Source organism: Mycobacterium sp., assembly GCF_036490025.1.
Lineage (GTDB): Bacteria > Actinomycetota > Actinomycetes > Mycobacteriales > Mycobacteriaceae > Mycobacterium.
Genome location: NZ_DASXEP010000190.1, coordinates 1 through 19875, shown reverse-complemented (window position 1 = coordinate 19875; position 19875 = coordinate 1). Strand labels below are relative to the sequence as shown.

At 66.3% G+C, this 19875-nt stretch carries 18 protein-coding genes; 12 read left to right on the top strand and 6 right to left on the bottom strand.

The features are described from left to right. Positions 1-10: 10 nt before the first annotated feature. Positions 11-253, bottom strand: coding sequence for a hypothetical protein (locus tag VGG53_RS22345; protein WP_331520302.1), 243 nt, complete (start codon positions 251-253; stop codon positions 11-13). A gap of 75 nt (positions 254-328) precedes the next feature. Then, positions 329-1000, bottom strand: coding sequence for a nitroreductase family protein (locus tag VGG53_RS22340; protein ID WP_331520301.1), 672 nt, complete (start codon positions 998-1000; stop codon positions 329-331). Positions 1001-1080: 80 nt separating this feature from the next. Here VGG53_RS22340 and yajC point away from each other — a divergent pair, with 80 nt between their 5' ends. The 7 genes from yajC (at position 1081) to VGG53_RS22305 (ending at position 10321) form a co-directional block, all read left to right on the top strand. Further along, positions 1081-1410, top strand: coding sequence for a preprotein translocase subunit YajC (gene yajC, locus VGG53_RS22335; RefSeq protein WP_331520300.1), 330 nt, complete (start codon positions 1081-1083; stop codon positions 1408-1410). A gap of 121 nt (positions 1411-1531) precedes the next feature. After that, entirely contained in the window at positions 1532-3397 is a 1866-nt protein-coding gene (gene secD / locus VGG53_RS22330) for a protein translocase subunit SecD (protein WP_331520299.1), read from the top strand. 4 nt (positions 3398-3401) lie between these two features. Further along, complete coding sequence (gene secF, locus VGG53_RS22325) at positions 3402-4670, top strand: protein translocase subunit SecF (protein WP_331520298.1); 1269 nt, start codon at positions 3402-3404, stop codon at positions 4668-4670. A 5-nt stretch (positions 4671-4675) separates the two neighbouring features. Next, complete coding sequence (locus tag VGG53_RS22320) at positions 4676-6337, top strand: ABC transporter substrate-binding protein (RefSeq protein ID WP_331520297.1); 1662 nt, start codon at positions 4676-4678, stop codon at positions 6335-6337. Continuing rightward, positions 6319-6855, top strand: coding sequence for an adenine phosphoribosyltransferase (locus tag VGG53_RS22315; RefSeq protein WP_331520296.1), 537 nt, complete (start codon positions 6319-6321; stop codon positions 6853-6855). The genes VGG53_RS22320 and VGG53_RS22315 overlap by 19 nt, the downstream gene beginning before the upstream one ends. Before the next feature lie 47 nt (positions 6856-6902). Next, positions 6903-9263, top strand: a complete 2361-nt coding sequence (locus tag VGG53_RS22310; protein ID WP_331520294.1) for a RelA/SpoT family protein — start codon at positions 6903-6905, stop codon at positions 9261-9263. A 14-nt stretch (positions 9264-9277) separates the two neighbouring features. Next, positions 9278-10321 (top strand): NAD-dependent epimerase/dehydratase family protein, encoded by a 1044-nt coding sequence (locus VGG53_RS22305; RefSeq protein ID WP_331520292.1) that lies wholly within the window; start codon positions 9278-9280, stop codon positions 10319-10321. Here VGG53_RS22305 and VGG53_RS22300 read toward each other — a convergent pair. Both VGG53_RS22300 and VGG53_RS22295 read right to left on the bottom strand, forming a co-directional pair. Further along, complete coding sequence (locus VGG53_RS22300) at positions 10299-11054, bottom strand: peptidylprolyl isomerase (RefSeq protein WP_414689029.1); 756 nt, start codon at positions 11052-11054, stop codon at positions 10299-10301. The genes VGG53_RS22305 and VGG53_RS22300 overlap by 23 nt on opposite strands. A gap of 38 nt (positions 11055-11092) precedes the next feature. Continuing rightward, on the bottom strand, positions 11093-11971 hold the full coding sequence (locus VGG53_RS22295) for a peptidylprolyl isomerase (RefSeq protein ID WP_331520291.1): 879 nt from the start codon (positions 11969-11971) through the stop codon (positions 11093-11095). Positions 11972-12081: 110 nt separating this feature from the next. Here VGG53_RS22295 and VGG53_RS22290 point away from each other — a divergent pair, with 110 nt between their 5' ends. Both VGG53_RS22290 and hisS read left to right on the top strand, forming a co-directional pair. Further along, positions 12082-12744, top strand: coding sequence for an MBL fold metallo-hydrolase (locus VGG53_RS22290; RefSeq protein WP_331520312.1), 663 nt, complete (start codon positions 12082-12084; stop codon positions 12742-12744). Next, positions 12741-14003, top strand: a complete 1263-nt coding sequence (hisS, locus tag VGG53_RS22285) for a histidine--tRNA ligase (RefSeq protein WP_331520290.1) — start codon at positions 12741-12743, stop codon at positions 14001-14003. The genes VGG53_RS22290 and hisS overlap by 4 nt, the downstream gene beginning before the upstream one ends. Positions 14004-14115: 112 nt before the next feature. Here the strand turns inward: hisS and VGG53_RS22280 are convergent, their stop codons facing one another. Both VGG53_RS22280 and VGG53_RS22275 read right to left on the bottom strand, forming a co-directional pair. Further along, positions 14116-15345, bottom strand: coding sequence for an acyl-CoA dehydrogenase family protein (locus VGG53_RS22280; protein ID WP_331520289.1), 1230 nt, complete (start codon positions 15343-15345; stop codon positions 14116-14118). A 104-nt stretch (positions 15346-15449) separates the two neighbouring features. Then, on the bottom strand, positions 15450-17039 hold the full coding sequence (locus VGG53_RS22275; RefSeq protein ID WP_331520288.1) for a purple acid phosphatase family protein: 1590 nt from the start codon (positions 17037-17039) through the stop codon (positions 15450-15452). Between the two features lie 861 nt (positions 17040-17900). Here VGG53_RS22275 and VGG53_RS22270 point away from each other — a divergent pair. The 3 genes from VGG53_RS22270 to VGG53_RS22260 all read left to right on the top strand — a co-directional run bounded on the left by VGG53_RS22270 (position 17901) and on the right by VGG53_RS22260 (position 19812). Further along, positions 17901-18200 (top strand): PE family protein, encoded by a 300-nt coding sequence (locus VGG53_RS22270; RefSeq protein ID WP_331520287.1) that lies wholly within the window; start codon positions 17901-17903, stop codon positions 18198-18200. A gap of 15 nt (positions 18201-18215) precedes the next feature. Next, positions 18216-19442, top strand: coding sequence for a PPE family protein (locus VGG53_RS22265; protein WP_331520286.1), 1227 nt, complete (start codon positions 18216-18218; stop codon positions 19440-19442). A 73-nt stretch (positions 19443-19515) separates the two neighbouring features. Then, the gene (locus VGG53_RS22260; protein WP_331517004.1) at positions 19516-19812 is read left to right on the top strand and encodes a WXG100 family type VII secretion target; all 297 of its coding nucleotides are present in this window, start codon (positions 19516-19518) and stop codon (positions 19810-19812) included. Positions 19813-19875: the final 63 nt, after the last annotated feature.

Below are 19875 nucleotides of genomic sequence, written 5' to 3'. Positions count from 1 at the left end.
AACCCCGAAATCAGCCGGCCGCCGTGTGTCCCAAGTCGCGGCAGACATTGCCATTCGGGTCCCACCACTGGCCCGGAGGACAGTTGAGCGCCGGGCCCTGACCGACCGGTCGACAGACATTGCTGTAGCCGTCCCAGTACTCGCCAGGCTGGCAGTTCGGCGGGTCGGCCCAGCTCGTGGCCGGCGTTGCGAACGCCACGGCCGCCGCCGCGAGCACTACCGCACCCGAAAATCGGCCAATCAGGTTTCTCATTCGATCCTCCTCGATAGCCAGCGTGCGAACACACTGGAAGGCGACAAACTCTTTCTCGCCACATTCCGGCCGGGTCTAAACCCCGAATGCCGGACCGTCGATCGAATCGACCGTAGCAAAGGAGCTGACCGGTTGGCGCCGAAGTCGGCGAGGCTGTCGGATTGGATGTCCCAGCGCGATGATCGCGGCCAGCGCCAGCGGGTCAGGTGCTCCCAGAAGGGCTTTCACTTGCGGTTCGGCCCGGATCGCGATCGTCGTGATTACCCCGCCCAGCCCTTCCTCACGCGCGGCCAGCAAGACGTTCCAGGCAAACGGATAGACGGACGCACCGCCGGCGAACGTATAGCGATCCAGGTCGCGGTCGATCGCCGCCAGCATCGACAGATCGGCGAACAACGCCAGCAGTACCGGGACCTCGTCGAACTTCTCTGCCAAACCCCCTGGCGCTGCGGCATTTTCGGCAGCCAGCGCGCGGGCCTCGGCGTCGCGGTCGTTGGTCGGCGACCACGGTCGTAAGCCGGCGGCGGCCAAGGCCAGGTAATCCCGGGAACCCCGCTGGTAGTAATCGCGCAGCCGGCGACGGTTCGCTGTGTCCTTGACGACCACCACCCGCCAGGCCTGCGCGTTGCCGCCGCTGGGCGCAAAGCGGGCGTTGTCGAGCACCCGGGCAACGACGGCGTCGTCGACGTCCTGATCGGAGAACTCGCGAATCGCCCCGGTGGTGCGTAGTGCGTCGGTCAGCTCCATCGGTCAATGATCCAGCATGACGACGGGTAATGGCACACTGGTGACCGTCATACGACCTATACGGAAAGACCTATGCCTTCATGAACCAAACGGTTGTCTTCCTGCCGATGCTGATCGTCTTGGGGGCGTTCATGTTTTTCGCGTCGCGGCGGCAGAAGCGCGCGATGCAAGCCACCATCGACCTGCACGAGTCGCTTGGTGTCGGGGACCGGGTGCAGACCACCTCCGGGTTGCACGGCACCATCGCGCGCATCACCGACGACACGGTGGACCTCGAGATCGCCGATGGCCTGGTGACGACCTGGGCCAAGCTGGCGGTCGGGAGCCGCGTCGAGCCGGAGGTCCTCGACACCGAGGACGACGAGGTCGGAGATCTGGCCGATGACCCGGGGCGACTGCCCAACGACTGAGGTCGGCGGCCCGCCACGTACCCTTTTCGGTGCAGCCGAACTGATCGGCGCGCGAGAAGCGAATGGCGGGTTGACGACCTGCATCAACGCGCATCGCGCATGACCGGAGGAGACTCAACACGTGGCATCGTCTTCGGCGCCGGTGCACCCTAGCCGCTACCTGGCGGTGTTCCTGGTTCTGCTCATCGGCGTCTACCTGCTGGTGTTCCTCACCGGCGACAAGCGGGCCGACCCGAAGCTCGGCATCGACTTGCAAGGTGGCACCCGGGTCACGTTGACGGCGCGGACGCCCGACGGGTCGCGGCCCAGCCGCGAGGCGCTGTCGCAGGCCCAGCAGATCATCGGCGCCCGGGTCAACGGCCTGGGTGTCTCGGGTTCGGAGGTCGTTGTCGACGGTGACAACCTGGTCATCACCGTGCCGGGAACCGACGGCAACGAGGCGCGCAACCTCGGCCAGACCGCGCGGCTGTACATCCGCCCGGTCGTGAACGCCCTCCCGGTCGACAGTGGCGGGATGCAGGGCGGCCCGCGATTGCCCGCGCCGCACGGCAAGCCGCGGCTGCCGCAAGGTCGAGTGCCCGGCGGGCCCGCGCCCGGCGGACAGCCCGGTGTTGTGCCCGCACCCGGCGCACCAGCACCCGGCGCACCAGCACCCGCACCCGGCGCGCCAGGCAACCTGCCGCTGTTGCCCGACGAGCCGTTGGTTCCCCCACAGCCCAGGCCTTATCCGCAGGACCCGAAGCCGTCGCCCACGCCGGCCCCCTCGCCAGCACCAGCGTCAACCGCACCGGCCGCGTCACCCGCACCGGCGCCGCCGGCGCTTCCACCACTCCAGCCCGGACCGCCGGACCCGCGGAAGGACCTCGCCGAGCGCATCGCCAAGGAACGGGAGTGGCGGCAGAGCACCAACAAGGGCGTGCAGTTCCTGGCCCTGCAGTACGAGGCGACCCGGTGCTTCCAGGAAGACATCCTGGCCGGCAACGACGATCCCGCGCTGCCATTGGTGACCTGCGACAAGGAGCACAAGCAGGCCTATCTGCTTGCGCCGTCGATCATCAGCGGCGACCAGATCGCGAACGCCAGCTCGGGTATGGACCAACACAGCGGCGGCTACATCGTCGATCTGCAGTTCAAGAGCGGGGCGGCCAATACCTGGGCGGACTTCACCGCCGCCCACATCGGCACGCAGACCGCGTTCACGCTGGACTCACAGGTGGTGAGCGCGCCGCAAATCCGGGAAGCCATCCCCGGCGGCCGCACCCAGATCACCGGTGGAGACCCGCCGTTCACGTCGAGCTCCGCGCGTGAGCTCGCCAACGTCCTCAAATACGGCTCGCTGCCGTTGTCATTCGAGTCTTCGGAAGCCCAAACCGTCTCGGCGACATTGGGATTGACTTCGCTGCGCGCAGGTCTGATTGCCGGTGCCATCGGACTGGCGCTCGTCTTGGTCTACTCGTTGCTGTACTACCGCGCTCTGGGATTGCTGACGGCGTTGTCGTTGGCGGCTTCTGGCGCAATGGTTTTCGCGATCCTGGTCCTGCTCGGGCGGTATATCAGCTACACCCTGGACCTGGCCGGTATCGCAGGTCTGATCATCGGTATCGGCACGACGGCGGACTCGTTCGTGGTGTTCTTCGAACGCATCAAAGACGAGATCCGCGAAGGCAAGTCGTTCCGGTCGGCGATTCCCCGCGGTTGGGGTCGCGCCCGCAAGACGATCCTGTCGGGTAACACCGTCACGTTCCTGGCCGCAGCCGTGCTGTACTTTCTGGCGATCGGCCAGGTGAAGGGTTTCGCGTTCACCCTGGGGCTCACCACCGTGCTGGACATCGTCGTGGTGTTCCTGGTGACCTGGCCGCTGCTGTACCTGGCCGGCAACTCGAAGACGCTGGCCAAGCCGGCATACAACGGGCTGGGGGCGGTCCAGCAGGTCGCGCGCGAGCGGCGGGCTGCGACCGCCGGGGCCTACTCGACGGGACGGGGGTAGCGAGATGGCGTCAAACGCGGACACGACCGGCACCGACGACACCACTGCCGTCGAAATCAGCACGGGCACAGCCAAAGCCGTCCGCGCAACCGGCGACGACACCGGCGCTGCGGCGCCGCACCACAACTTCTTGTCCCGCCTCTACACCGGTACCGGCGCGTTCGAGGTCATCGGTCGGCGTCGGCTGTGGTACGGGATCAGCGGGGCGATGGTCGCGGTCGCGATCGCCAGCATCCTGGTGCGCGGGTTCACTTTCGGCATCGACTTCAGCGGCGGCACCACGATGTCGTTCCAGCGCGGAGATGCAACCGTCAGCCAGGTCGGGCAGGTCTTCCGGGAGACGCTGGGCAGCGATCCCGAGACCGTGGTGATCGTCGGCAGCGGGTCATCGGCGACCGTGCAGATTCGGTCCGAGACGTTGTCCAACGACCAGACCGAGAAGCTGCGCAACGCCCTGTTCGACAAATACCACCCCAAAGGTGCCGACGGTCAGCCCAGCAAGCAGGCCATCTCGGACTCGGCGGTGTCCTCGACCTGGGGCGGGCAGATCACCAAGAAAGCGGTGATCGCCCTGGTGGTGTTCTTGGTGCTGGTCGGCCTGTACATCACCGTTCGCTACGAGCGCTACATGGCGATCTCCGCGCTGATGACGATGGTTTTCGACCTGGCTGTCACCGCCGGGATCTACTCGCTGGTGGGCTTCGAAGTCACCCCGGCCACCGTCATCGGCTGGCTGACGATTCTGGGTTTCTCGCTGTACGACACCGTGATCGTCTTCGACAAGGTCGAAGAGAACACCCACGCTTTCCAGCACACCGCCCGGCGCACCTTCGCAGAGGAGGCCAACCTCGCGGTGAACCAGACGTTCATGCGGTCGATCAACACCAGCCTGATCTCGACACTGCCGGTACTGGCCCTGATGGTGGTGGCCGTGTGGTTGTTGGGTGTAGGCACGCTGAAGGACCTGGCGCTGGTGCAGCTGGTCGGCATCATCGTCGGCACCTACTCGTCGATCTTTTTCGCCACCCCACTGCTGGTCACCCTGCGTGAGCGCACCGAGCTGGTGCGCACGCACACCCGCCGGGTCATCAGGCGCCGCGGGCCGGACTCAGGAAAAGCCGCGGAGAAGGGTCAAGAAGACGATGAGACGGCGAGCGCGTCCGTCGCGGCCACTGGTGAAGCAGCGCCGAGCAAGCCGGCCCCGGGCGCGCGGCCGGTGCGGCAGTCGACCGGCCGCCATGCGCGTCCGACCGGCAAGCAGAACAAACGCTGACCCAGATGATTGCCTGGCGTCGGCGTGCGGCCGTCAGCTGGCTGGTGATCACGCTTGCGGCAGTGCCAGGCGCCTTGACGGCGTGCTCCGGCAGCGCCGCCGGGCAGGTCGACTACGTCGTCGACGGCGCGCTGGACACCTACAACACCAACACGGTCAACGGCGCGGCCTCCGCGGGAGCGCAGGCTTTCGCCCGCACCCTCACCGGGTTCGGCTATCACGGCCCCGACGGCCAGGTCGTCGCTGACCACGACTTCGGCACGATCTCGATGGTCGGCGGTTCGCCGCTGGTGCTCGATTACCAGATCGCCGACAACGCGGTGTACTCCGACGGCAAGCCGGTCACCTGCGACGATTTGGTGTTGACGTGGGCGGCCCAGTCCGGCCGGTTTGCCGGCTTCGACGCCGCCAGCCAGGCCGGGTTCGTCGACATCACCTCCGTCGACTGCCAACCGGGACAGAAGAAAGCACGGGTGTCGTTCGCGCCCGACCGCAACATCGTCGACTACAACCAGCTGTTCACCGCCACCGCAATCATGCCGTCGCACGTCATCGCCGAGGAGTTGGGTGTCGACGTCACCGGCGCCTTGCTGGGTAACAACCAACCAGTCATCGCCCGCATCGCGCAGCTGTGGAACACCACCTGGAACCTCAAGCCGGGTACCGAACCGAGTGCCATCGCCAAGCACTTCCCGTCGTCGGGGCCGTACAAGATCGAATCGGTGTTGGACGGCGGCGCCGTGGTCCTCGTCGCCAATGACCGCTGGTGGGGGGCCAAGCCGATGACCAGACGGATCACCGTGTGGCCGCAGAAAGCCGATATCCAGGACCGGGTCAACGACAAGAGCGCCGACGTCGTCGACGTGGCCGCCGGCTCGTCGGGAGCACTGGCCACACCTGACACGTACCGCCGCACCGATGCGCCGTCGGACGGCATCGAGCAGCTGATCTTCGCGCCGAGCGGACCACTCGCGGACATCGCCGCGCGGCGCGCAGTCGCGTCGTGCACTCCGCGAGACGTGATCGCGCGCGACGCCGCGGCGCCGATCGCCAACGCCCGTTTGCACACCACGGTCGACGACGCCATCGGCCAGGCTGAAAACATCCCCGAGGCAGGCCAGTTCATCAAGTCCAACCCCGATGCTGCGCGCAAAGCATTGGGTGGCAAGCCCCTGGCGGTGCGGATCGGCTATCGGGGGCCCAACGCGCGGCTGGCCGCCATCGTCGGCGCGATCGCCAAGGGCTGCGGGCCCGCGGGTATCACGGTTTCCGACGTCACCTCGGACTCCGTCGGTCCGCAAGCGCTCAAAGAAGGCAAGGTCGACGTGTTGCTGGCCAGCACCGGCGGCGCCACCGGCAGCGGTTCGACGGGATCGTCGGCGATCGACGCGTACGACCTGCACACCGGCAACGGAAACAACTTGTCCGGCTACACCAACGGCCAGATCGACGGGATCATCAGCGCGCTGGCGGTCTCAGCCGACCCCGCCGACCTGGTCCGGCTGCTGGCCGAGAGCGCGCCGGTGCTGTGGGCCGGAATGCCGACGCTGCCGCTGTATCGCCAGCAGCGCACCGTGCTGGCGTCGAAGAAGATGTATGCCGTCGGGACCAACCCGAGTCGTTGGGGCGCCGGCTGGAACATGGACCGATGGGTCCTGGTGCGGTGACCGCGGCCGAGCTGGTTGCTGCACTGACCCGGCAAGTCGCCGATTTCCCTTCGGCGGGAATCCAGTTCAAGGATCTGACCCCGCTGTTCGCCGACCGGCGGGGGCTGGCCGCAGTGACCGACGAGCTGGCCGATGTCGCGTCCGGCGCCGACCTGATCGCCGGTATCGATGCGCGTGGATTTCTGATCGGCGGCGCCGTCGCGGCCCGGCTGGGCACTGGCGTGCTGGCGATCCGCAAGGGCGGCAAGCTGCCGCCGCCGGTGCGCACCGAGCATTACCAACTCGAGTACGGCACCGCGAGCCTGGAGCTTCCCGCCGATGGGATCGACGTGGCCGGCCGCAGCGTTGTGATCGTCGACGACGTGCTGGCCACCGGCGGCACGCTGGCGGCGGCGCATCGGCTGCTCGCGCAGGCCGGCGCGCAGGTCGCACGCGCCGCGGTAGTCATCGAACTCGCCGGGCTGGGCGGTCGCGACCTGGTTGCGCCGCTGCCGGTGCACAGCGTCGCGGTTCTGTAGCGCACAACGCGGCGGACGATATCCTTGAGGCTTCGGAGGTGACGAACGTGGCGGACGACAAGGGGACGGCGGTCCAGCCGCCCACTGAGCCGCTGCAGCTCGCCGATATTGCGCCGTCGGCTGAGCCCGGCATCGGTCTGAAGGCGCCCAGCAGTGCCTCGCGCCGGGTCCGCGCCCGGCTGGCGCGGCGCATGACCGCTCAGCGCAGCACGCTCAGCCCGGTGCTCGAGCCGCTGGTCGCGGTGCACCGGGAAATTTACCCGAAGGCCGACCTGGCGTTGCTGCAGCGGGCCTACGAAGTGGCCGAGCAGCGGCACGCCAGCCAGTTGCGCCATTCGGGTGATCCCTACATCACCCACCCGCTGGCGGTGGCCAACATTCTCGCCGAGCTGGGCATGGACACCACCACGCTGGTGGCCGCCCTGCTGCACGACACCGTCGAGGACACCGGCTACAGCCTGGAGGCGTTGTCGACCGATTTCGGCGAGGAGGTCGGCCATCTCGTCGACGGGGTGACCAAGCTGGACCGGGTGGTGTTGGGCAGCGCCGCCGAGGGCGAGACGATCCGCAAGATGATCACTGCGATGGCGCGCGACCCGCGGGTGCTGGTGATCAAAGTGGCCGACCGGCTGCACAACATGCGGACCATGCGCTTCCTGCCGCCGGAGAAGCAAGCCCGCAAGGCCCGCGAAACGCTGGAAGTGATTGCGCCGCTGGCACATCGGCTGGGTATGGCCACGGTCAAGTGGGAGTTGGAGGATCTGTCGTTCGCGATCCTGCATCCCAAGAAGTACGAGGAGATCGTGCGGCTGGTCGCCGGCCGGGCGCCGTCGCGCGACACGTACCTGGCCAAGGTCCGAGCCGAGATCGTCGCCACGCTGAACGGGTCGAAGATCAACGCCGTGGTGGAGGGACGGCCCAAGCACTACTGGTCGATCTACCAGAAGATGATCGTCAGGGGCCGCGACTTCGACGACATCCACGACCTGGTCGGCATCCGCATCTTGTGCCACGAGGTCCGGGACTGTTATGCCGCTGTCGGCGTGGTGCATTCGCTGTGGCAGCCGATGGCGGGCCGGTTCAAGGACTACATCGCCCAACCGCGCTACGGGGTGTACCAGTCGCTGCACACCACCGTGGTCGGACCGGAGGGCAAACCGCTGGAGGTGCAGATCCGTACCCGCGACATGCACCGCACCGCGGAATACGGCATCGCGGCGCACTGGCGTTACAAAGAGACCAAGGGCCGCAACGGAGTTCCGCATCTGCACGCTGCCGCCGAGATCGACGACATGGCCTGGATGCGTCAGCTGCTCGACTGGCAGCGGGAGGCAGCCGATCCCGGCGAGTTCCTGGAATCGCTGCGGTACGACCTTGCGGTACAAGAGCTTTTCGTGTTCACCCCGAAAGGCGATGTGATCACGCTGCCCACCGGATCGACGCCGGTGGACTTCGCCTACGCCGTGCACACCGAGGTCGGTCACCGATGCATCGGCGCCCGGGTCAACGGGCGGCTGGTGGCGCTGGAACGCAAGCTGGAAAACGGCGAAGTCGTCGAGGTTTTCACGTCCAAGGCGCCTAACGCCGGGCCGTCGCGGGATTGGCAGCAGTTCGTGGTGTCCCCGCGCGCCAAAGCCAAGATCCGCCAGTGGTTCGCCAAGGAGCGCCGCGAGGAGGCGCTGGAAACCGGCAAGGACGCGATCACCCGCGAAGTTCGCCGCGGCGGGCTTCCGTTGCAGCGCTTGGTCAACGGCGGATCCATGGCGGCGGTGGCCAACGAGCTGCACTACACCGATGTGTCGGCGCTCTACACCGCTGTCGGTGAGGGACACGTCTCGGCCAAGCATGTGGTGCAACGGCTGCTGGTCGAACTCGGCGGCATCGACCAAGCCGAAGAAGACCTCGCCGAGCGCTCGACTCCGACAACGATTCCGCGCCGGCCGCGCAGCGACGATGTCGGGGTCGCGGTGCCGGGTGCTCCGGGCGTTCTGACCAAGTTGGCCAAATGCTGCACGCCGGTGCCCGGCGATCAGATCATGGGTTTCGTCACCCGCGGCGGGGGAGTCAGTGTGCACCGCACCGATTGCACCAACGCCGCCTCGCTGCAACAGCAGTCCGAGCGCATCATCGAGGTGCACTGGGCGCCGTCGCCGTCGTCGGTATTCCTGGTGGCCATCCAGGTCGAGGCGCTCGACCGGCACCGGCTGCTCTCCGACGTGACGCGGGTGCTGGCCGACGAGCGGGTGAATATCCTGTCGGCGTCGGTGACTACCTCCGCCGGTGACCGAGTGGCGATCAGCCGCTTCACTTTTGAGATGGGCGCCCCCAAACATCTGGGGCATCTGCTCGATGTGGTCCGCAATGTCGAAGGCGTCTACGACGTCTACCGGGTGACGTCGGGGGCCTGACCGGCCGAGAACATATGCCGTCAGAAAGCGACCAGGTAGCCGTAGCCGGACAGCGCGCATTGGTGATGGGCGCCAGCGGCAACGTGGGTGCCTGTGTTACCCGCCGTCTTGTGTCCAACGGCGCCGATGTGCGTGTGTTGTTGCGAAAGTCGAGTTCCACCAAAGGGATTGATGGCCTCAATGTCGATCGGTGTTACGGCGACCTGTTCGATATCGCGGATGTCGCCGCTGCGATGTCAGGCCGCGACGTCGTCTATTACTGCGTGGTCGACACCAGGGCGGAGTTGAGAGACCCTGCCCCGCTTTTCAAGACCAACGTTGAAGCTCTTCGCAACGTCCTCGACGTGGCGGTGCAGGCGAATCTTCAGCGGTTCGTTTTTCTGAGCACCATCGGCACCATTGCCGTCGGCAGGAACGGTGAAACTGTCGATGAAGACACCCCTTTCAACTGGTCTGATCAGGCTGGCAGCTACATCGAGTCGCGTCGCGCGGCCGAGCGCCTGGTGTTCTCCTACGTCGCCGACCATGGGCTGCCTGCTGTGGTGACCAACGTGTCGAATCCGTACGGGCCGCCCGATTGGCAGCCGCGCCAAGGGATGTTGGTCAAGCTCGCCGCACAGGGAAAGTTGCCGTTCTATGTTCGCGGCGTCGGGTCGGAAGTGGTCGGCATCGACGACGTCGCCGACGCGTTGCCGTTAGCGGCTCAACGCGGACGAATCGGCCAGCGTTACATCATTTCTGAGCGCTACATGACCCAGCGTGAACTGGTGACCGTCGCCGCGCGGGCCGTCGGTGCGCGGCCACCCCGGCTGGGCCTACCGATGGCGGTCATGTACGGGTTTGCCTCGGTGTCCGACGCCGTGGGATCGCTGATGCACCGCGACTTCCCGATCAGCATGCAGAGCGCTCGGCTCGTGAAGCTGACGTCACCGGCCAGTCACGCCAAGGCCACCCGTGAACTCGGTTGGCATCCGACGCCGACCGAAGATTCCATCCGGAGGGCGGCCCGCACCTACGTCGAGCGCCAGGTAGAGGTCAGTCCCGGCGCGCCGAGGTGATGGTGACCTCGTTGGCAGGCGGACCGTCGTCGCCGCCACCTGAGACGCCGGCCGCGGCGATCTTGTCCAGCACGGCCAGTCCTGCCTCGTTGATCGTGCCGAACACGGTGTAGGCCGGCGGCAGCAGCGAATCACGGTAGACCATGAAGAACTGGCTGCCGTTGGTGCCGGGTCCGGAGTTGGCCATTGCCAGTGTGCCCCTTGGGTATACGACCGGCTGCTTCAGTGCCGGATCGCCGGCCGGATACTGATCGGTCGGGTACTCGTCGGCAAACTGATACCCCGGCCCGCCGGTGCCGTCGCCCTTCGGGTCGCCGCACTGCAACACCGACAACGCACGTGACGTGGTCAACCGGTGGCATTCGGTGTTGTCGAAGTACGCCCCCTGGGCCAGGGTGACGAAACTGTTGACCGTGCAAGGTGATTCGTTGTTGGCGAGTTGGAGGCCGATCCGGCCGCGGTCGGTGACGACGGTCAGCCCGACCTGAGCGGGATCGGTGGACGCCTTGCCGGTCTGTGGCGTCGGGGCCGCTTTGGCGGCCGGATCGGTTGACGGCGGGTATTGACAGTTGGCTCCCACACCGGCGGACGGCGCGAAAGGTGGCAAGCGTGGGCCGGTAACCGGCGCCGGGGTTGATGTCGCGGCAGCCGCCGCGCTGGTCGACGTCGAGGAGCCCGTGTTGCCTGCGGTGTGGTGGGTGCATGACGTCACCGGCACTGTCACGGCGAGCATTCCGACCGTGGCCGCGATCTGGGTCAGCTTCATCGTCATCAGTCCAGCTGCACTGACTTGATCGTGACTTCGGTAGCCGGCGGCCCATCCGCCCCGCCACCCGCGACGCCGCCTTTGGCGATCTTGTCCAGGGTGTCCAGCCCATCCTGCTGGATTTTGCCGAAAATCGTGTATTCGGGCGGCAGTTGGGTGTCGTTGTACACCAGGAAGAACTGGCTGCCGTTGGTGTTCGGCCCGCTGTTGGCCATCGCCAGGGTGCCCCGCGGGTAGATCACCGGCTCGTGGGCCGCGGGGTCGTCCGGCTTGTATTGGTCGGTCGGATATTCGTTGGCGAACTGATAGCCCGGGCCGCCGGTGCCGTCGGCGCTCGGGTCACCGCACTGCAGGATCGACGATGCGTGTCCGGCGGTGAGCCGGTGGCATTTGGTGCCGTCGAAGAACTTCTGCTGCGCCAGGCTGGCGAAACTGTTGACCGTGCAAGGTGATTCGTTGTTTGCCAGCAGCAGGCCGATATGGCCCTGGCTGGTGACCATGCTGACGCTGACCTGTGCCGGATCGGTGGGTACCTTGCCTTGCCGCGGCGGATTCACCTGCTTGCCGGCCGGCTCGGGCGACGGCGGGTACTGGCAGTTGGCGCCCAGGTCTGCGGCGGGCTTGAAGACCGGCAGCGCCGCCCCTGACAATGCACCCGGTGCCGCCGTGGTCGACGCGCTTGCACCGGCCGACGCTCGGTTGTTCTTGTGGTCCTTGTTGGTCACGACCACGGTGACCACGATCGCGGCGGCGACGACCACTGCCGCGACCGACGCTCCGGCGATGGCCAGGGTCCGACGACGACGAGCCTGCTGGGCGTGCCGTTCCAGCTGTCGCTGCAGTTTGCGCTTGGCATTGGCACGTCGCTGTTCGTTGGTCGGCACCGCCGATATCCCTCCATGCTCGCGGGCTGGGTCAGGACGAGTGTGCCAGTTCACGCTGAATAAGGGTGGCGCGACCCGTCCACGATCGCGCAGATGGGAAACTGGACATCGTGTTGATCACCGGATTTCCTGCCGGGCTGCTGCAGTGCAACTGCTACGTGCTGGCACCGCACCCCGGAGCCGACGCTATCGTCGTCGACCCGGGCCAGCGCGCGATGGGCCAGCTGCGGCGCATTTTGGACAAGAATCGGCTGACGCCGGCGGCGGTGCTGCTCACGCATGGCCATATTGACCACATCTGGTCGGCGCAGAAGGTGTCCGACACCTACGGCTGCCCGGCCTACATCCATCCCGAGGATCGGTTCATGCTGACCGACCCGATCAAAGACTTCGGGCCCAAAGTCGGCCAGTTGCTGCTTGCCGCGATCTTTCGCGAGCCCAAGCAGGTGGTCGAACTGGACCGCGACGGCGACAAGATCGACCTGGCCGGGATCAGCGTCACCGTCGACCACACGCCGGGCCACACCCGCGGTTCGGTGGTGTTCCGGGTGGCCGGTGAGAAGGGTCTGGTGTTCACCGGCGACACGTTGTTCGAGCGTTCGGTGGGACGCACTGACCTGTTCGGCGGAAGCGGCCGCGACCTGCTGCGCTCGATCGTCGACAAGCTGCTGGTGCTCGATGACGACACGGTGGTGTTGCCCGGCCACGGCAACTCCACCACCATCGGCGCCGAACGTCGCTTCAACCCGTTCATCGAAGGGCTCAGCCCGTGACCCAATTCTTTGCGCCCAAGGGTGTGCCGGATTACGTCCCACCGGATTCGGCCGGGTTCGTCGCGGTCCGCTCGGCGCTGCTGTCCGCCGCACGCCGCGCGGGATACAGCGATATCGAGCTGCCGATCTTCGAGGACACCGCGTTGTTCGCCCGCGGTGTGGGCGAGTCCACCGATGTGGTGTCCAAGGAGATGTACACCTTCGCCGACCGCGGGGACCGCTCGGTGACGCTGCGGCCGGAAGGTACCGCCGGGGTCGTTCGCGCGGTGATCGAGCACGGTCTGGACCGCGGGGCGCTGCCGGTCAAGCTGTGTTACGCGGGCCCGTTCTTCCGCTACGAGCGTCCGCAGGCCGGCCGCTATCGGCAGCTGCAGCAGGTCGGGGTCGAGGCTATCGGCGTCGATGACCCCGCATTGGACGCCGAGGTGATCGCGGTCGCCGATGCCGGCTTCCGCTCGCTGGGCCTGGACGGGTTCCGGCTGGAGCTCACCTCGCTGGGCGACGACAGCTGCCGGGCGCAGTATCGGGAGCTGTTGCAGGACTTCCTGTTTCAGCTCGACCTCGACGAGGAAACCCGCAAGCGCGCCGAGATCAACCCGCTGCGGGTGCTCGACGACAAGCGCCCCGCGGTCAAGGCGATGACCGCCGACGCCCCGGTGATGCTCGACCACCTCTCTGATGTGGCAAAACAGCATTTCGAGACGGTGCTGGCGCACCTTGACGGACTCGGCGTGCCCTACGTCATGAACCCGCGCATGGTTCGCGGGCTGGACTACTACACCAAAACGACCTTCGAATTCGTGCACGACGGGCTCGGCGCGCAGTCCGGCATCGGCGGCGGTGGCCGCTACGACGGCCTGATGCGTCAGCTCGGCGGGCAGGATCTGTCCGGGATCGGTTTCGGCCTCGGTGTCGACCGCACGCTGCTGGCGCTGCGCGCCGAAGGCAAGGACGTCGGGCCGACCGCGCGCTGCGACGTGTTCGGCGCGCCGCTGGGCGAGCAGGCCAAGCTACTGCTGGCGGTACTGGGCGGGCAACTGCGCGCGGCCGGTGTGCGGGTGGATCTGTCCTATGGCGATCGCGGACTCAAGGCCGCGATGCGGGCCGCCGACAGGTCCGGGGCCCGGGTGGCCCTGGTCGCCGGTGACCGGGACATCGATGCGGGAACCGTCGGCGTGAAGGATATGACGACGGGCGAGCAGGTCGACGTGGCGACCGATGCCGTTGTCGCTGAGGTGCTTTCACGTTTGAAGCCGTAGCAAGCCGACTGTGAACTAGTGGCGTCCAGTGTGAAACTCAGGCGGGGAAATCGCGAAATTGCCGCCCTACGTTCACACTCGACACCACGGATTCCCACTCGATGCCAAGCCGTCAGGTGCGGCTGTGCTTGACCTGGTTGAACGGCACGCCGCGGTCGGCCGCTTGTTCGCGCGGGAATCCCAGTATCCGTTCGCCAATCACGTTGCGCGCCATCTCGGTGCTGCCACCGCCGAGCGCCGCGGTCTGTCGGGACAGGTAGCGTTCGCCGACGGACAGCAAATCGGCGGGACTGTCGACCACACCGGCGTCGCCGGCGATCGCCAGCGCGGTATCGACCTCGAGCGCCACCTTCTCGGCCTGGAAAAGCCGGATCAGCGTGCCGCCGGTCGGGGGCAGCGATCCGTCCAGCACGCCCCGAAAGACGTGGTCGATCAATTGCTGCCACACCGAGCGATGCGTCAGCGCCCGGCCGGCCGCCTCGCGTGCCCGTTCGTTGCCAATAAGCCCGGCCGCGCGAATCATCGCGTGATAGTCGGGGGCCTGCTCCTGGTTGTTCTCGGCACCGCTGCCGCTGGCGAATTCTGAGCCGCCGCCGACGGCGCGTCGCTCGTGATGCAGCTGGCGCGTCGCCACCTCCCAGCCCTTGTCGACTTCGCCGACGACCGCATCGTCGCTGAGTTCGAGGTCGTCGAAGAACTCTTCGCAGAACTCGGTGGATCCGTTGACCTGTTTGATGCGGCGCAACGTGATGCCCGGGCTGTCCAGGCGGACCAGGAACATCGTCAGCCCTTCGTGCTTGGGCACGTCCCAGTTGGTTCTGGCCAGCAGCAGCCCGTAGTCGGCGGCAAAGGCGCCGGTGCTCCACGTCTTGGCGCCGTTGATGATCCACGTGTCGCCGCGTCGCTCGGCGCGGGTGATGACGCCCGCCAGGTCCGAGCCGCCGCTGGGCTCCGACAGCAACTGGACGAGCAACTCGTCGCCACGCAGCGCCGCCGAAATGTGTTGCCGTTTCTGGTCTTCGCTGCCGGTATCGAGGATCGTCGCGCAGCAGATGGTGAACGTCGGGGTGTTCAAGATCAGCGGCAGCTCATAGCTTGCGCTTTCGGCGTCGAACGCTTTCTGATATGCAATGTCCAAGCCGAGGCCGCCGTACTCGGTGGGGAAGCAGATGCCGGCGAAGCCGCCATCATAAAGGCGTCGTTGTAACCGGCGGACATGCTGCCAGGATTCCGCCTCGCCGCGGTCGGCGTACGGCGGATTATTCGGATCCTCGATGCGCGCCATGTTCTCGGCCAGCCACCGGCGGGCCCGCGCGGCGAACGCTGTCACCGATTCCGTCATATGCCGCCTCCGAGAGTTCCATTAGCATAAACCGGTAATGACATTACCAGCAGGCCGGCCGGGCTGAGCCGCCCATTTGACGGCCGGCACAGGTCAGGAAATGTTCAGCCGCCGCGGGGCCGAGTGAGCGTGAACTGTTCAACCACGCTGATCGCGCCATAGGGGCCGTTGACCGCATAATGCGTCGCCTTGATCGACGTGTTGCCGCCCGGGGGGCCAGGGTCGACGTCGAAAGCCACGAAACCGTAAGGGTTTTGGCTATCTCGGAACGCCGACCACGGCGCTTCCTCGATGACGTGTATCGGTGCCCGACGTCCGATCGCCGCATCGAAGTCACCGACACCGGTGACCACCCGGCATCTCGGTTGAGGGAAGAACATGCTGTTCGACGGCGAGGACGTGCCTCCGCCGCCGATGACGACGTGCACCGTTCCCTTGGTGGTGTCGATGAGGCCACCACGGTCCTCGACGGGGATCGGGGTCCTGGTTTCGCCGTCCTGCGTGCCACGCACCGGGTGTGAGCGCTCATAGTGATGCTCGTGGCCGCACACCACCAGGTCCACCTGGTAGCGGTCGAACAGCGGCAGCCATTCCCGGCGGATACCCAGGTCGGCGCCGTTGGTGTGATCGGCCGTGGAGATCGCGGTCTGGTGCATGCAGACGACCACCCAGTCGATGCGTTTGTCCGCGCGTGCGGCTGCGAGTTCCTTTTCCAGCCAACGCTTCTGCGCACCGCCGGAATAGCCGTGTACGTAGGAATTGCCGCCGTCCTGCAAGCAGACGTCGTCGTTGCTCAGGCTGATGATCCGTACCGAGCCGGCGGTGAACGAATACCACAGGCCGCGAAGCTCGCCGTCCGATGCCGAATCGGGCAGTGCGAAGTAGGTCTGGTATGCGGCGTAACCGATTGGGCCGTTGCCTAATTCGTTCTCATGGTTGCCCGCCGCCGGCATCCACGGCCGGTAGCGGGCCGAGCGGGTGTTGTTGTCAAACCAATCCGACCAGGTGCGGATGCGGTCCTGGGCCATGTTGGCGTAGCACAGGTCTCCGTTGACCAAGTTGAACAGCGGACCAACGCGTTCGATGGCAGTGGTGATGTCGCCGGCGGCCGGAGATCCCAGGTTGTCGCTGCGGTAGCCGGTCGTTTTCAGCCGGCCCAGTGTCGGGGTCGCCTGGTCACCGAAGCTGGTGAAGCGCAACGGGCGTCGGCCTGACGGAGCGGTTCGGGCGGTACCCAATTCGGGGTTGGTTCCGTCGTGCACCGCGGCGTAGACGTAGTCGGTGTCGGGGTCCAGGTTGTCGAGCCTGACGTGATGGACCCGGACTTCGGTGTTCGATTTCGCGTCGCGGTAGCTGCGAGTCTCGGCCTGCGCGGCGCGCCCGAAGCCACCGGTCGACGTGCCAACCATCGCCCGCGGGTTGTGAACCGGATCGGTGGTATGCCACGAGACGACGACTTCGGTGGACGCGTCCTTGCCGAATTGCAGATGCAGGCCGCCCACCGGTTGAGCGCCGCTCCGATCGGGTCGGGTCCACAGGCTGGGCCCGTGACCGGGTGACCCGAGCAGCACCGCACCGCCGACACCAAGGCCGGCGCCGATGAGTGTGGTTGCCGCGCCCGTCGTCAGTAGCCTTCGGCGGCTGATGCCCGAGACCGGTGCCTCATCGACCGCCGGTTGCGGGTTTTCGACCATGGTTCTTTCCTACCTTGCGCCGGGCGCGTCAGCGGCGGCCAGTTCCGCCCGGCTGATTGGACGGTGCGTCGGCGCAACGTCCTATACCACGCGCCGTCTCCCTTCGCCACCACAGCGATGCGTCGGGCGCTTTCTTCGGACGCGATATTTATCAGCATTTTCTCAGCATTGTGCCGCCCTCGAATTCCGATCATGATGCGTGCGGTGGCGCCACTGACGCGTCGATATTCCTGCCATCATCCAGAACTTGACAATTGTGAAAGGGCCCACCGACGACCTTTTCCGGACGCGGCAAACCAGTTGCCTCCGGAAGTCATCCGGCGACAGCCATGTCCTGGCTGTCCGACGCACGCCGGGGCCATGCCGCCGGTCGGCGTATGGCGCGCCGTGCCTTGGCGGCGCGCGGCTTACGTTGACATGTACGGCGGCTGACGCGCGGGCGAATTGGTAAGAAGGCGAAGCGTTTACAGCCGACTCAACCGGGCCGGCGGGCAACCGCGGGGAGTGTGCCCCCGTTGCCGGGACCGGTCCCGGTTCGGGGATCCGCGTCGACCACAGTGCCCACCCCGACCCTGCGGGGTCGTTGCCGCTACAGAAGCTACTGACTTATGTCCAATAAGTCGTCGCGAGCGGGCCGTTTTCGTGTGCACCCGGCTTCCCTGGGAACTTGCTGTATAGGCGGCGAAAAAAATTGTCGCGGAGTGAATGTCTCTTTGGTTTTTCTCAGTACACGATGCGCATCTGTGATTTAAGCTTGCGCAACTGTCACACCTCACCAAGCGCTCTTTGCGAGTAGTTAATTGCGTTAACTCATCCAAACAGCCGGCCAGGGGTTTGACGCCTGTCTTGAAGGAGGCTTGGGTGTCGTTCGTAACTGCCCAACCGGAGGCTTTGTCCGGGGCTGCGGGCAATCTGGCCGGTCTCGGCGACGCGATGGCGGCCCGAAACGCGGCCGCCGCGACGCCGACAACCGGCCTGGCCCCGGCGGCATCGGATATTGTTTCCGCGCTGACCGCGGCGCAGTTTGGTCAGCAGGGCGCGACCTATCAGCAGATAGCCGCCCAAGCGGCGGAAGTGCACGAACAGTTAGTAGCCGCGTTGCGTTCCGGGTCAGGGGCGTACGCGCTGACAGAGGTGGCGAATGCAGCTGCTGCCGGCTGAGGGGGGCCTGGGTCGATGAGTTTCATGATGTTTCCGCCGGAGATCAACTCCAGCTTGATGTACAGCGGTGCGGGGTCGGGACCGTTGATGGCAGCAGCGTCGGCGTGGGATGAGTTGGCTGCGGATCTGGAGACGACGGCCGCCTCGTATCAAACGGTGCTCACGCAATTGACCGGGACGACGTGGTTGGGTCCGTCCTCGGCACGGATGGCCGCGTCGACATCGCCTTTTGTGGATTGGCTGGCGGGCACCGCGGGCCAGGCCGCTCAGACCTCAGCTCAGGCGCGTCTTGCCGCCGCTTCCTACGAAAGCGCGTTCGCGTCGACGGTTCCGCCGGCGGTGATCGCTGCCAACCGGGCGTTGTTGGCGGCGTTGGTCGCCACCAACTTCCTGGGCCAGAACACTCCGGCGATTGCGGCCACCGAGGCGCACTACATGGAGATGTGGTTCCAAGACGGCATGACGATGGACACCTACGCGACGATCTCCCAGCAGGCCGTCGTGTTGCCGCAGCACACCCCGGCGCCGACGGCCAGCGACGGCGGGACGTCCGCGAACGCCGCGGCGGCCGCTCAGTCGACGGCGAACTCGGCGAGCACCACCGGCACCAATTTGGCCACCGCCCTACAGAACCTGCTGCCCTCCTTGAGCGGTAACACCAGCTCCAGCAATGGGCTGTCGAGCGCCATGTCAACGCTCGGCGTGCCGGCGGCTACGCAGACCTCCCTTGCAAGCACGGCAGCGACAAGTGTCGAATCGGCCACGGGTTCGATCGTTCCCATCCAAGCCGCCTACTACATGACGATGTTCGCCAGCATGCCCGCCAAGATGCTGATCAGCCTTGGAAATTCGATGAGCGCCAGCCAGGCGATGCAGGCCGGCCAACAGGCGATGCTGGCCGACGTCACCTCGCTCCTGGACGCCAAGATGAAGGCCATGATGGGCTCCATCTCCGGCCAGATGCGGGGGTTCGGATCGGCGATCAGTGCTCAGCTGGCGTCGGCGGGGCGGCTGGGCGGGTTGTCGATCCCAAACAGCTGGGCGCAGGCGGCACCGGAGATGGTCCGTGCGGCTCCGATACTGCCGACCAACAGCATCGCGTCGCCGATCATGTCGGCCGGGACGCCCAACAGCCCATTCAGCCAAGCACTCATGGGTGCCCTCAACGGGCGCGGCATGGGCACACAGGCGGCCAAGACGGCGTCGGTGAAAGTTGAAACTCGCACGCCGGCCGGCGGATGAGAAGTGGGGGAGCCCTTGCCGCACAACGTATTTAACCCTGACATGACACCTACACCTACATAAGGAGAGAGATATGCCTACACGTTTTATGACTGACCCGCACGAGATGCGGTCGATGGCGGGCCGTTTCGACGTGCACGCCCAAACGGTCGAGGATGAGGCCCGCAAGATGTGGGCCTCGAGTCAGAACATCGCCGGGGCCAGCTGGAGCGGGATGGCGCAGGCCACCTCCTTCGACACCATGGGCCAGATGAACACCGCCTTCCGCAACATCGTCAACATGCTGCACGGAGTGCGCGACGGGCTGATCCGCGACGCGAACAACTACGAGTCCCAAGAGCAGGCCTCCCAGCAGATCCTGTCCAGCTAGCCGATCACCGAAACCTCATAGGAGAACACTCATGTCGATCAACTACCAGTTCGGTGATGTCGA